Here is a 12,689-nt window from a genome sequence, read left to right on the forward strand (position 1 = left end):
CATGCGGAACCTCCGCAAGACGGGACAGGACGGACGGCAGAGCCTGGGGGTTCCGACCGGGGGGGCGCCCGGCGGTGGCGGACGTGGCCGTCGGGTCGACCTCGGTCATCGCGCGCTCCTGGGGAAGGACGGGGGGATCGTCGCCATGAGGCTCTCCTGGGGGGTGAGTCGCCGGGCTATTTGGCCGAGTAGACGTGGTCGCTGATGAGGCGGGCGGCCCCGACGACGCCCGCGATCTCCCCGAGTTCGGAGAGCACGATTGGCATGTTGCCGGTGGCCAGCGGCAGCGACCGGCGATAGACGACGCTTCTGATCTCCGCGAGCAGGACGTGGCCGAGGCGGGCCACCCCGCCGGCGATGATCACGAGACCGGGGTTGAAGAAGCTGACCAGACTGGCCAGCACCTGACCGACCCGGTGGCCGCCGTCGCGGATGAGCCTGATCGCCTCCGCGTCGCCCTGCGCCGCCGCGGCCGCCACGTCCTCGGCGCGCAGTTCACCGGTCGCGGCCAGCCGTTCCGCGAGGTACGGCGAGGCGCCCGAGCGGGCGAGGCCGGTGGCCTCCCTCGCCAGGGCCGCGCCGCCGAAGTAGGCCTCCAGGCAGCCGGAGTTGCCGCACGCGCAGACCGGCCCGAGGTCGTCCACCCGGATGTGCCCGATGTCGCCGGCGCTTCCGGAGACGCCACGGTAGATCTTGCCGTCGACCACGATGCCGCAGCCGACGCCGGTGCCGATCTTCACCAGGAGGAAGTCGTCGACGTTGCGCGCCAGGCCCGCGTGCAGTTCACCGAGGGCCATGATGTTCACGTCGTTGTCGACCATCGCGGGACACCCGAGCTCCTGCCCGATCGCCTCACGCACCGGGTAGCGGTCCCAGCCCGGCATGATCGGCGGCACCACCGGGACGCCCTCGGGGAAGCTCACCGGGCCGGGGACCCCGATCCCCGCGCCGTGCAGCTGGGTGAACAGCCCGTTCTCCCGGAACTTGCCCAGCAGGTCGACGGCCCGGTCGAGCACGGCGGCGGGTCCCTCGCGGATGTCGCACGGCTCGCTGACGTGCCCGAGCACCTCCAGCTCGCCGTTGGTGACCGCGACGTCGATCGACGTCGCCCCGATGTCGATCCCGGCGAAACGGGTGTGGGGCGACAGCCGTACCTTGCCCGACCGCCTGCCTCCGCGGGAGGCGGCGAGCCCGGCGGATTCGACCAGACCGAGCTCGATCAGCGCGTCCAGCTCCACGTTGAGCTTGGAACGTGACAGGTCGACCACGTCCGCGAGCTCGGCCCGCGAACGGCCTCCGTCCCGGAGAAGCCTCAGAAGGGTCGCTTGATGCACGTTCTCCGGCCGCATGGTGCTCCGCTTCACAACGCGCCTCCGCGTCAAGGTGATTGCGGCGAACGTACCTCCCGTCCCCTACCGAGGGGAAGGTCTTTTATCGATCTGATGCAATCTTTCGCCGAAAACGGCAAAAGTTCGGGTGCACGCGTGCTTCTCGACTGGGTAGGACCCGACATAAGAAAGGCATCCAATTTCCGGAACTGTCATGATCAGGGGGTCTCATGCTGGGGTTGCCCGACGGTGTCCGCGGCTGCCTGTTCGACATGGACGGGGTGCTGACCCGGACGGCCACCGTCCACGCCGCGGCCTGGAAACGGGCGTTCGACGAGTTCCTCCGGACGTGGGCCGACCGCACGGGGACGCCCTTCGAGCCGTTCGACGAAGTGGCTGACTACGACCGGTACGTCGACGGCAAGAAGCGACTCGACGGCACCCGGTCGTTCCTGACCTCAAGGGGGATCGACCTCCCCGAAGGCGACCCCGGCGACCCGCCAGACGCCCTGACCGTCAACGGCGTCGGCAACCACAAGAACGAACTCGTGCAGCACGTCCTCGACGAGAAGGGCGTCGAGGTCTTCGACGGATCGGTGCGGTACGTCCGCGCGGTCCGGGACGCCGGGCTGAGGACGGCGGTCGTCTCGTCGAGCGCCAACACCGGACGGGTCCTGGACGCCGCCGGCATCGCCGGCCTGTTCGAGGCGCGGATCGACGGCGCCGTCGCCCAGACGCGGAACCTCGCCGGCAAGCCCGCGCCGGACATGTACGTGGAAGGAGCGCGGGCCCTCGGCCTCAAGCCGTCAGAGGCGGCGGTCTTCGAGGACGCCCTCGCCGGAGTCGAGGCGGGCAGGGCCGGCCGGTTCGCCCTGGTCGTCGGGGTCGACCGGGTGGGGCAGGCGGCCGCGCTGCGCGAGCACGGCGCGGACACCGTCGTCACCGACCTCGCCGACCTCCTGGAGCAGCGATGATCCAGCATCCCGCCTTCACCGTGGAGCCCTGGGGGATCCGCGAGTGCCGCCTGCACCTCGACGTGCTGCCGCAGACCGAGTCGGTGTTCGCGCTGTCCAACGGGCACATCGGCCTGCGCGGCAACCTCGACGAGGGCGAGCCGCACGGCCTGCCCGGCACCTATCTCAACTCCGTCTACGAGTTGCGGCCCCTGCCGTACGCCGAGGCCGGCTACGGCTACCCCGAGTCCGGGCAGACCGTGGTCAACGTCACCAACGGCAAACTCATCCGGCTGCTCGTCGACGACGAGCCCTTCGACGTCCGGTACGGCACGCTCCACGAACACGAGCGGGTCCTCGACCTCCGGGCGGGCACCCTCACCCGCACGGTCCACTGGACCTCGCCGGCCGGCGGCACGGTCCGCATCAGGTCGACCCGGCTGGTGTCGTTCACGCACCGGGCGGTCGCCGCCGTGCACTACGAGGTCGAGGCCGTCGACGACACGCTGGGCGTGGTCGTGCAGTCCGAACTGGTGGCCAACGAGACCATGCCCGGGATGGACAGCGACCCGCGGGCCGCCGCCGCGCTCGAGGCGCCGCTGGTGCTGGAGGAGAACACCCCGGGGACGTCGGGCGTGGCGGTCATGGTCCACTGCACCCGGGCGAGCAACCTGCGCGTGGCCGCCGCCATGCGGCACCAGATCGACGGGCCCTCGGGGACACGGGCCGAGGCCGACGGAGGCGACGACGTCAGTCGCCTGACGGTGGCGACGCAACTCAAGCCCGGGCAGCGGCTGCGCCTCATCAAGCTGTTCGCCTATGGCTGGTCGGCCCAGCGTTCCCGCCCGGCCCTGCACGACCAGGTCGTCGCCGCGCTGGCCGCCGCCCGCCTCACCGGGTGGGACGGCCTGCTCGCCAAGCAGCGCAAGTACCTCGACGAGTTCTGGGCGGGGGCGGACGTCGAGGTCGAGGGCGACGCCGAGATACAGCAGGCCGTCCGCTTCGGGCTGTTCCACCTGCTCCAGGCGGGCGCGCGGCTGGAACGGCGGCCGATCCCCGGCAAGGGCCTCACGGGGTCCGGCTACGACGGGCACGCGTTCTGGGACACCGAGGGTTTCGTCCTGCCGGTCCTCACCTACACCCATCCGCGGTCGGCCGCGGACGCGTTGCAGTGGCGGGAGTCGATCCTGCCGCAGGCCGAGGACCGCGCCGACCAGCTGGGCCTGCACGGAGCCGCGTTCCCCTGGCGGACCATAAACGGCGAGGAGTGCTCGGGCTACTGGCCGGCCGGCACCGCGGCGTTCCACGTCAACGCCGACATCGCCGACGCGGCCGTGCGGTACGTCGACGCCACCGAGGACATGGCGTTCGAGCGCGAGACCGGCATGCCGCTGCTCGTCGCGACCGCCCGGCTGTGGTGCAGCCTCGGCCACCACGACATCGAAGGCCACTACCGCATCGACGGCGTCACCGGCCCGGACGAGTACAGCGCGGTGGCCGACAACAACGTCTACACGAACCTCATGGCGCAGATGAACCTGCGCGCCGCCGCCGACGCCGCCGTCCGCCACGCCGACCGCGCGCAGGAACTCGGAGTCGGGCTTGAGGAGATCGCCGTCTGGCGTGACGCCGCGTCCGCGATGTTCATCCCCTACGACGAGCGGCTCGGCGTCCACCCCCAGAGCGAGGGGTTCACCCGCCACGCGCTCTGGGACTTCGAGACGACCAAGCCGGAGCAGTACCCGCTGCTGCTGAACTTCCCGTACTTCGACCTCTACCGCAAGCAGGTGGTCAAGCAGGCCGATCTCGTGCTCGCGCTCCACCTGCGCGGCGACGCGTTCACGCCCGAGGAGAAGGCCCGCGACTTCGCCTACTACGAGCGCCTGACGGTCAGGGACTCGTCGTTGTCGGCGTGCACGCAGTCCGTGATCGCGGCCGAGGTGGGCCAGCTGGAGCTCGCCTACGACTACCTCGGCGAGGCCGCGCTGATGGACCTGCACGACCTGGAGAAGAACACCAGGGACGGCGTCCACATGGCCTCGCTGGCCGGAGCGTGGACGGCTCTGGTCGCGGGCTTCGGCGGCATGCGCGCGGGCTCAGGCCGGATGAACTTCTCCCCTCGGCTGCCCGACGGCATCACCCGGCTCTGCTTCCGGGTGCGGTACCGGGGCCGCCTGCTGTGCGTCGACATCACCGCGACCACCACGACCTACACGCTGGTGCACGGGCACTCGCTGACCCTCCACCACCACGGGGAGGAGTTCACCCTCGGCCGCGAGCCGGTCACGCGCACCACGCCCATCACGCCGGTGCCCGACCAGCGGCTCCACCAGCCGCCCGGCCGCGAACCATCCCCCCGCCACCCCGGCCCCTCCCCCGCGTGATCACGCACGCTCTCACCCCGTGATCATGCACGCCGCATCACGGCCGGCGCCCGGGACGCACCCGGCGCCGGCCCGTGATCGAAAACATGGCTACAGCATGGCCTGCATGGACGCGGTGGCCTGTCCACCGAGCGTGGTGGGCTGGAGGTGGGGCTCCTCGGTCATCACGGCGTCCCAGTTGTCGCGGATCGCCTCGATCGTGAGGTCGTCCGTACGCCAGCCCGGCCCCTCGGCGACGAACACGCGCGCGACGCGGCCGCCGCCCACGGAGAACACCTCGCCGGTCGTCTCGCAACTCTCGTGCGCGAGATAGGCGACCAGCGGGCTGATCCGCTCCGGGGTCAGCTTCTCCTGGAACTCGGCGGGGAACAACGCCTCGGTCATCCGGGTCCAGGCGATCGGCGCGATCGCATTGGCCCTGATGTTGGCGCGCGCGCCCTCGATGGCGACCGACTTGGTGAGGCCGACCAGGCCCATCTTCGCGGTCGAGTAGTTGACCTGGCCGAAGTTGCCGAACAGGCCGGCGGGCGAGGAGGTGTTGACGACCCTCCCGTACGCCTGCTCCTTCATGTGCGGGAACGCCGCCCGGGTGACCAGGAACGAGCCGCGCACGTGGACGGCCAGCACGGCGTCGAACTCCTCGACGGTCATCTTGCCCAGCGACTTGTCCCGCAGGATCCCGGCGTTGTTGACCACGATGTCCACCCGGCCGAACGTGTCGATCGCGGTCTGGACGACGGCCTGGGCCCCTTCGGGGGTCGCGACGTTGTCCCCGTTGGCCACGGCCTCGCCGCCGTTCTTGACGATCAGCTCGGCCACGTCCGCGGCGGGCCCGGACGACGGGCCAGTGCCGTCGAGCGCGCCGCCGAGGTCGTTGACGACGACCTTGGCCCCGCGCTCAGCGAGCAGGAGCGCGTGCGAGCGGCCGAGACCGTGTCCCGCGCCCGTCACGACCGCCACCTGTCCGTCGAACCTGAGATCCGGCATGACGCCCACCTTTCGGAGGAGAACAAGGTTCTAGTTGCCTGAACAATAGCTCTCCGGCCTGAAAGCGATGGAAGCCGGCAACAGATCACCGCGTACTGTGATCAATCCTGTGATTTCTGCTAGAGTTTCTGGCCCCCGGACGGGCGAGGGTCAACGACGACACCCCTCCCAGCACGGCCCCCGCCCAGAGCTGACCTGGCTGGAGGCCACGCATGCCCTTAACTCCACCCCTGCGCGTGGTCCAGTGGGCCACCGGCGCAGTCGGGGGATACGCGCTGCGGAATGTGATCAATCGTCCGGAGTTCGAGCTGGCGGGAGCTCTCGTCTACGACCCCGACAAGGTCGGGCTCGACGCGGGAGAGCTGGTGGGCCTGGGCACGGCGGGTGTCACGTGCACCGACGACGTCGACCAGGTGCTGGCCATGGAGGCCGACTGCGTCCTCCACATGCCGTTGCCCGCTTCGTACTTCGGCGGCGACCCCGCGACCGACCTCGAGACGATCTGCGCGCTGTTGTCGTCGGGCAAGAACGTCATCACCACCACCGGATTCGTCTATCCCCAGGCGTACGGCCCGGGCGTGGTCGAGCGGATCGAGACGGCCTGCGCCCGCGGCGGGACCTCCCTGCACGGGACCGGCATCAACCCCGGCTTCATGAGCGACCTGCTGCCGCTCGCGCTGACCGGGTTGTCCGAACGGCTCGACCACATCTACGTACGCGAGTCCTCGGACTACCGCGGTCATCCGTCCCGGCAGATCGTCACCGACCTGATCGGCTTCTCGCGCGCGCCCAAGGACTACGCGGAGGCGATCCGCCCCTTCCGCGCCTACCAGCGGGCGCTGTTCGCCGAGAGCGTCCAGCTCGTGGCGTCCACCCTCGGCGTCGTGCTCGATGAGATCGAGGAGAGCGACGAGTTCGAGCTGGCCGCGGAGGAGTTCGAGATCGCCGCGGGAGTGGTGCGGCCGGGCACGGTCTGCGCGTCCCGATGGATCTTCACCGGGCTGGTGAAGAACATGCCGTTCATGACCGTCGAATGCGTCTACAAGGCCGACGCGGAGAAGGTGCCGCGGTGGTCGGCGCCGGGGTTCGCCATCCACGTCGAGGGCCGGCCCACCATGGCCATCACCATCGACGAGGTGTCCCACGGCCTGGCGGGCGCGGCCGCGCACGCGGTCAACTCGATCGCCGCCGTGTGCGCGGCGCCGCCGGGCATCCGGACGATCCTCGACCTGCCGCTCGCGACGGGACGCGGCGCCGTCCGCCTGGCCTGACCGCCGGGCGGGCCGTCCCCCTCGGAACGGCCCGGTGCGGCTGATCGAGTACGGCGACCCGCCCGGGGTCAGTAGGGCAGGAACCGCCCGAATCTGCCCTTGTGGTAGAGGAGGGGACGCCCGGCCGGGCTCACGCTGGTCGAGGTCACCAGGCCGACCACGAGGATGTGGTCGCCGACCTCGACCGTGTGGTGGGGACGGCAGATCAGGTGTGCCGACACGTCGTGCAGCAACGGCACGTCCCGCGGGCCGTCGCTCCACCGGGTCGGATGGGCGAAGCGGTCGATGTCCTTCTTCGCGAACCTGGCCGCGACGTCCGCCTGGTCGCCCGCGAGGACGTTCACGGCGAAGTGATCGGCCAGCCGCAGCGCCGGCCAGGTCGTCGATGACTGCGCGACGTAGAACGACACCAGCGGCGGATCCAGGCTGACCGACGAGAACGAGGTGGCGGTCAGCCCCACCGGCACACCCTCCGGCCGTGCCGTCACCACCACCACTCCGGCTGCGTGGACGGCGAGCGCCCGGCGGAACTCCTCCTCGCTGACCGGAGCGGCCTGCGCCGGGGCCGTTCCGTTCCGCGGGGGTTCGGCGCTCCTCTCGGAGGGGGCGTGGTTCTCGGAGGACACGAGGCGGAGGTGCATCGGGACGGGAGCGTCCGGGGCCGAGTCGTGCGCGGCGGTCATCGGCGGGACCTCCGGGCCGCTCGTGCTCCCCCGCCGGTTCCGCCTAGTCCACGTGCCCTGCCGGGGCCGTACGCCCCGCCGAGTCCGTACGCCCCGCCGTACGGCCTGCCGAGTCGGCACGTCATGCCGGAACCTCCTGACGTGACGGCAGCCCGGGAACCACTTGTCCGGCCCAGCGGTCCAGCAGTTCGTCGAGTTCGGGGACGGCCGTCGCGCCGGAATCGGGCCCGAAATCACGCGGGACCACCGAGTCCAGCACCACCAGCCCGGGCGTGGGCACGGAGGCGCCGAGTTCGACCAGGAGCGGCCTCAGGTGCACCTCGACCGCGAGCGAGTGCTTGGGATCCCCCATGACCAGCAGCGGCAACGCCGCCTTCCCCGCCAGCGCCTGGTGCGGAAGCCTGTCGAGGAACACCTTGAGCAGCCCCGTGTACGTCCCCTTGTAGGTGGGGCTGGCCACCACCAGGATCTCGGCGTCCAGGACCAGTTTCAGCGCCGACTCCACGCCGGGCCCCGGCTCGCGGGCCAGCAGGTGCGGCGCGAGAGCGGCCAGGTCCACCACGTCTGCGGCTCCGCCGTACGCCTCGAACCCGCCGGAGCCGGGACGGCTGCCCGCCGAGGGGCCTCCCGCGTCTGGGTGGCCGGAGGGCGGACGCAGCCGCCCGGCCACCGCCTCGGCTGCGCGTACCGCGATGGCGAGAGTCCGGGACCCCTCGCGTGGGTTCCCCACCAGAGTGACGATGCTCATCGCGTCCTCCTCAGTCGTGCGCGGACCCTCACGAGACCCAGGCCACTCGGGAGGACAGGCGGCATCACGATCAAAATTGCATTGAAGTGCAGTTTCTTGGACATGTGGTCCTCCACGGGGGAGAGCGACGCTCCAGTGGGGCCCGGAGCCGGTCCGATCGCGGGCTTCTCAGCGAGATCGACATCGGCCGCCGCCTGGGCGACCGAGGTCCCCGCGAGCGGGCCGGGCCATGAACGTGTCCTGACTCATGCCGCCGACGCTAAACGCATCGGCACATGTAGTCAACATTTCCTACTTGGTTTACATGGAACTTGCGGGCAGCCACAGGTCCGGCTCCCCCGGCACGCGCGAGACCAGGCCGCGCGCCTCCAGCCACACGAGATGGGCCAGCGTCTCGTTGTTGGCACCGCGCCGCATGTGGGGAGCGATGCTCTCCCACGGTCTCGACCAGGTCAGCCGGGTCGCGAGATCCCAGCACGTGCTGCCGCCCGTCTCGGTGAGGACGCGCTCGACCTCCGCGAGCCGCTCCTCGTGGTGGTTGATCACGTAGTCCACGCGCTCGCCCAACTCGAGGAACCTGAACTCATGGGCGGGCAGCACCTCGTCCACATCGAGCTTCCCGACGTTCCTGAGGGCGTCGAGATAGTCGGCGAGCGGATTCGCGGTCGACTGGGGGTGCACGGCCACCATCGGAGTGATCTTCGCCAGCACGTGGTCGCCGGAGAACAGCAGCCGCCGGTCGGGCTCCACGAAGCAGAGATGGCCGGGCGAGTGCCCCGGGGTCCAGATGGCCCGCAGGTCCCATCCGGGCAGGTCCAGCTGTTCGCCGTCCTCGATCAGCCGGTCCGGCACGGCCATCGTCACGAAGCTGCGCAACATCATGGACGCCCCGGCCAGCTCCTGGGCCGTCATCTCCGGCACACCGCATCGGAGCAGCAGACTCCGCTCCCGGGTGATCAGCGCCTGGATGGCGGAGTCGTCGTAGCGCTCGTGGACCAGCCGGGCGTCCTCCGGATGCAGGCCGATCCAGGCCCCCGAGACCTCCCGGATGCGTCCGGCCAGGCCGTAGTGGTCCGGATGGATATGGGTGACCAGCACCGCCTTGACGTCGGTGATCTCGTATCCGGCCGTCCGCAGCCCGGCCACGAGCGCGTCGTAGGCCTCGTCGGTGTTCCATCCCGCGTCGATGATCGCGACGCCGTCCGGGATCTCCAGTGCGTACACCAGGACGTAGCGCAGCGGATTGATGGGAATCGGGACCGGGATCGACCACAACCCCGGCCGCACGCGCTCGACCTCCGGGACGACCCGGGCGAGCCAGGCCGCGCGCTGTTCCTCGTTGGCCGCCGTCACGGTCGGCTTGCTCATCGGCCGCACCCCTTTCGCACCCCCCGATTCTGCCCTGTCACCCGAACATCGTTCTACTGGGGTTCCCCTACTGGCACGGGGACGGCCGCCCGCGCGGCGGGGAGCCGTACATAGAGGAGTGTCGCGGACAGCATGATCACAGCGGTCACGGCCCACGCCCCGCCCGCGCCCACCTGCGCCGAGAGCGGGACCAGCACGAGCGACGAGAGCATCCCGCCGAATTGCAGCTGGAGCGAGTCGACCGACATCACGGTCGCCCGCTGCGTCGAGGCGACCCGCCGGTGGATCAGCTCGTTCCTGAACAGCGAGCTGACGGCGAGGCCCGTGAACAGCACGACATAGGCGGCTCCGGCGGCGGCCATCCCCGCCACGCCGTCGAGGGCCACGGACGCCGCGAGAGCGCCGACGGACGCCGCCGTGGCGACGGTGGCGATCATGACGGCGCGCATCGACCCCCCGGCGAGCCTGGCCACCGCGGGAGCGATGGAGCTGCCCACGGCGTTCGCCGCGAACCCGGCGGCGGCCACGACGGCGTAGATCGTTCCGGCCGTCTCGGGGCGTCCCGTGAGCGCGGCCAGCCGACCGGGCGTCAGCAGTTCGATGGCGTTGAGCATCACGCCCACGGCCACGGCGACGAACAGCAGCCTGCCGAGGCCCCGGTCGTGCACGGCGAGCCGGAAGCCTCCCCCGATGGTCACCGGCACGTCGCGCACCACGTCCGCGAGGCGCGGGCGGACCGGCCGGGCGGGCTCCCGCATCACGAGGAGAACCGTGAACAGAAGGATCAAGGCGGCGCCCCCGCCCGCCCAGACCGGCACGGCGAGCGACTCGCCGCTGACGAGCAACGGAAGCACGCCGCCGACCAACGTCCCGATGGCGAGGGCGACCGACCCGGCGGCCCCGCCCGCCGCGAGGCCGGGCTTGAGGTCGGCGTCCGGGCCTTCGAGCGAGTGGAGCCCGTCGACGTACCAGGCCTGGGCCGGACCGCTCGACAAGGCCCGGGCGACGCCCTTGAGGAGCGAGGCGGCCAGGAACATCCAGACCGAGCCGGCCAGCGCTGTCATGGCGAACCCCGCCACACTGAAGACCGCCGAGGCGGCGAGGACGGTCCGCCGGCCGATGACGTCCGCCAGCCCGCCCGTGGGGAGTTCCAGGACGACGACGGTGATCGAGTAGGCGGCGGTGACCAGGCCGATCTGGGCGACGTCGAGCCCGCGCACCGACATGAGCAGGACCATCGGCGCGATCATCAACCCCACCGGCAGCCAGGTGAGGAACTCCACGAGCGCATACCGCCCCCGCATCCCCTTGGGCGTGATCATGCTCACCTTCTTGATCATCTTCCTTCACCTGTGACGATTCCCGCCGTGATCATGCGCACCTTCGGCGCCATGACCTCTGACCTGCGATTTCTTGGCTGGTGATCATGCACCGAGGTTGGTTCCGGATTGCATGATCACGACGAGCATCGGCGCAGGTCACCGATGATCCAGCCGAGTCCGCGCATGATCACGCGCGGGGGGCGGGGGTGAGGCGGGGGTGGGCGGCGAAGAGCACCGACACGGGACGGGCGTCGGGAGCGTCCTTGTCCCGCTCGGCGGCCTCCCGGAGCAGGGCCCACAACTGCTCCGACAACGAGGCCACCGACGCCGGCGACAGCCGTACGACGTCGTCGGAGATCCCGGCGACCTCGATCCACTCGGTGCTCCACGAGTCCCTGTCCCGCTCGAAGGCCTCCATGCTGTCCGTCAGCACCTCGACCTGGCGCCGGCTCAGGAGGTTCGCGGCCTCCCGGCCCTCGGGGGTCGCCGACATCTCGGCGTTGCTCCACGAAGTCATCCGGTGGACGGCCCGCCATCGCCGCTCACGGCGGTCACGCTGTTCCGTGTTCTCCTCGACGAAGCCGTACCGGGCGAGTTGCCTCAGGTGATAGCTCGTCGACCCCGAACTCTCCCCGAACCGGGCACCCAGTTCGGTGGCGGTCGCGGGCCCGTCGAACCGCAGCGCCCCCAGCAGGCGCACCCGGAGAGGATGCGCCACCGCTTTGAGCGTCCGCGGATCACTCACATGGAAGACCTCATCGCTCATGCCACCGAGACTAACTTCACAAAGATAGCTTTGCAAACTTTTATTTGCGGTTGCCGTACAGCCTCGGCCACCGCCCACGCGGCCGTAGGCTGGACCGCGTGATCGAGGAAATCCGGATTGACGAGGCGGTCCGAGGACTGCGTCCCGACTTCACCGTGCTCGCCATCTGCGCATACGGCCTGGCCAACGGGCCGACGGACGACAGGTCGCGCGAATGGCTGGCGGCCGCGGCGACGGACGCCGTGCCGACCGACCACGAGAAGATCGAGGCGTGGCGCACGGCCTACCGCGCCTTCGGCGCCAAGCCGCAGCGCACCAGGCCCTCCGTCGACGCCCTCGTCCGCCGGATGCCCCTCCCCGAGATCAACCTGGTCGTCGACGCCTACAACGCCGTGTCCGTACGGCACGGCCTCCCGATCGGCGGCGAGGACCTGCGCCGCTACGACGGCGCCGCGCGTCTCGTCCGCGCCGCCGGCGACGAGCCGTCCGAGGAGGCGCTCGGCGACCCGGAGATCGGCGAGGTGGTCTGGCGCGACGACACGGGCGTCACCTGCCGCAGGTGGAACTGGCGGCAGTGCGTACGCACCCGGATCACCGAGGAGACCGTGGACGCACTGTTCCTTCTCGAACGGCTCGAGCCGCTGTCCTCCGACGAGCTGGGCGCGGCCGGAGACGAGCTCTCGGAGCTGCTCGCCGCCATCACGCCGGGGGTCCGGATCGAGCGCCGGCTGATCAACTGAGCCTCCCTGCCCGAATCCTCCCGGTGAGACCCCGAGACAACCGGCCTGCGCGAAACATCACGTTCGGCCGGGCCGGATCCCAGGACCACACAATCATTTCGGCCTAAAACACCCGTCCCGGGCGAGACATGACCATTCA

General features: G+C 70.6%; 11 protein-coding genes. 4 read left to right on the forward strand and 7 right to left on the reverse strand.

All coding sequences use genetic code 11. From position 1 onward, the window contains the following. Window positions 1-176: 176 nt before the first annotated feature. Window positions 177-1,364 (reverse strand): ROK family transcriptional regulator, encoded by a 1,188-nt coding sequence (locus Pph01_RS41135; RefSeq protein ID WP_239117394.1) that lies wholly within the window; start codon window positions 1,362-1,364, stop codon window positions 177-179. Between the two features lie 194 nt (window positions 1,365-1,558). On the opposite strand from Pph01_RS41135, the gene Pph01_RS41140 reads away from it, so the two are divergent. Then, window positions 1,559-2,302 (forward strand): HAD family hydrolase, encoded by a 744-nt coding sequence (locus Pph01_RS41140; protein ID WP_204078697.1) that lies wholly within the window; start codon window positions 1,559-1,561, stop codon window positions 2,300-2,302. After that, a complete protein-coding gene (locus Pph01_RS41145) occupies window positions 2,299-4,665 on the forward strand; it encodes a glycoside hydrolase family 65 protein (RefSeq protein ID WP_204078698.1) in 2,367 nt (788 codons plus the stop codon). Before Pph01_RS41140 ends, Pph01_RS41145 begins: the two co-directional genes overlap by 4 nt. A gap of 90 nt (window positions 4,666-4,755) precedes the next feature. On the opposite strand, the gene Pph01_RS41150 is transcribed toward Pph01_RS41145, so the two are convergent. Beyond that, on the reverse strand, window positions 4,756-5,652 hold the full coding sequence (locus tag Pph01_RS41150) for an SDR family oxidoreductase (RefSeq protein WP_204078699.1): 897 nt from the start codon (window positions 5,650-5,652) through the stop codon (window positions 4,756-4,758). A 212-nt stretch (window positions 5,653-5,864) separates the two neighbouring features. Between Pph01_RS41150 and Pph01_RS41155 the strand changes: the two genes are divergently transcribed. Next, window positions 5,865-6,923, forward strand: coding sequence for an NAD(P)H-dependent amine dehydrogenase family protein (locus Pph01_RS41155; RefSeq protein ID WP_204078700.1), 1,059 nt, complete (start codon window positions 5,865-5,867; stop codon window positions 6,921-6,923). Between the two features lie 68 nt (window positions 6,924-6,991). Here the strand turns inward: Pph01_RS41155 and Pph01_RS41160 are convergent, their stop codons facing one another. The 5 genes from Pph01_RS41160 to Pph01_RS41180 all read right to left on the reverse strand — a co-directional run bounded on the left by Pph01_RS41160 (window position 6,992) and on the right by Pph01_RS41180 (window position 11,810). Further along, on the reverse strand, window positions 6,992-7,606 hold the full coding sequence (locus Pph01_RS41160) for a flavin reductase family protein (protein ID WP_239117395.1): 615 nt from the start codon (window positions 7,604-7,606) through the stop codon (window positions 6,992-6,994). A gap of 121 nt (window positions 7,607-7,727) precedes the next feature. After that, on the reverse strand, window positions 7,728-8,354 hold the full coding sequence (locus Pph01_RS41165; protein ID WP_204078701.1) for an NADPH-dependent FMN reductase: 627 nt from the start codon (window positions 8,352-8,354) through the stop codon (window positions 7,728-7,730). Window positions 8,355-8,654: 300 nt separating this feature from the next. Further along, window positions 8,655-9,722, reverse strand: a complete 1,068-nt coding sequence (locus Pph01_RS41170) for an MBL fold metallo-hydrolase (protein ID WP_204078702.1) — start codon at window positions 9,720-9,722, stop codon at window positions 8,655-8,657. A gap of 53 nt (window positions 9,723-9,775) precedes the next feature. Then, on the reverse strand, window positions 9,776-11,062 hold the full coding sequence (locus Pph01_RS41175) for an MFS transporter (protein ID WP_204078703.1): 1,287 nt from the start codon (window positions 11,060-11,062) through the stop codon (window positions 9,776-9,778). A 169-nt stretch (window positions 11,063-11,231) separates the two neighbouring features. Then, window positions 11,232-11,810: a helix-turn-helix domain-containing protein gene (locus Pph01_RS41180; protein WP_204078704.1), complete on the reverse strand. Its 579-nt coding sequence runs from the start codon at window positions 11,808-11,810 to the stop codon at window positions 11,232-11,234. Window positions 11,811-11,908: 98 nt separating this feature from the next. On the opposite strand from Pph01_RS41180, the gene Pph01_RS41185 reads away from it, so the two are divergent. Then, window positions 11,909-12,550, forward strand: coding sequence for a B3/B4 domain-containing protein (locus tag Pph01_RS41185; RefSeq protein WP_204078705.1), 642 nt, complete (start codon window positions 11,909-11,911; stop codon window positions 12,548-12,550). Window positions 12,551-12,689 lie beyond the last annotated feature (139 nt).

It is taken from the genome of Planotetraspora phitsanulokensis (assembly GCF_016863295.1).
In the GTDB taxonomy this organism is placed as follows: Bacteria; Actinomycetota; Actinomycetes; order Streptosporangiales; family Streptosporangiaceae; genus Planotetraspora; species Planotetraspora phitsanulokensis.

What these genes read in the sequence shown, in the direction of transcription:
- Pph01_RS41140 (WP_204078697.1), top strand. Translation starts at nt 1,559, where the DNA reads ATGCTGGGGTTGCCCGACGGTGTCCGCGGCTGCCTGTTCGACATGGAC.
- Pph01_RS41145 (WP_204078698.1), top strand. Translation starts at nt 2,299, where the DNA reads ATGATCCAGCATCCCGCCTTCACCGTGGAGCCCTGGGGGATCCGCGAG.
- Pph01_RS41150 (WP_204078699.1), bottom strand. Translation starts at nt 5,652, where the DNA reads ATGCCGGATCTCAGGTTCGACGGACAGGTGGCGGTCGTGACGGGCGCG.
- Pph01_RS41155 (WP_204078700.1), top strand. Translation starts at nt 5,865, where the DNA reads ATGCCCTTAACTCCACCCCTGCGCGTGGTCCAGTGGGCCACCGGCGCA.
- Pph01_RS41160 (WP_239117395.1), bottom strand. Translation starts at nt 7,606, where the DNA reads ATGACCGCCGCGCACGACTCGGCCCCGGACGCTCCCGTCCCGATGCAC.
- Pph01_RS41165 (WP_204078701.1), bottom strand. Translation starts at nt 8,354, where the DNA reads ATGAGCATCGTCACTCTGGTGGGGAACCCACGCGAGGGGTCCCGGACT.
- Pph01_RS41170 (WP_204078702.1), bottom strand. Translation starts at nt 9,722, where the DNA reads ATGAGCAAGCCGACCGTGACGGCGGCCAACGAGGAACAGCGCGCGGCC.
- Pph01_RS41175 (WP_204078703.1), bottom strand. Translation starts at nt 11,062, where the DNA reads ATGATCAAGAAGGTGAGCATGATCACGCCCAAGGGGATGCGGGGGCGG.
- Pph01_RS41180 (WP_204078704.1), bottom strand. Translation starts at nt 11,810, where the DNA reads ATGAGCGATGAGGTCTTCCATGTGAGTGATCCGCGGACGCTCAAAGCG.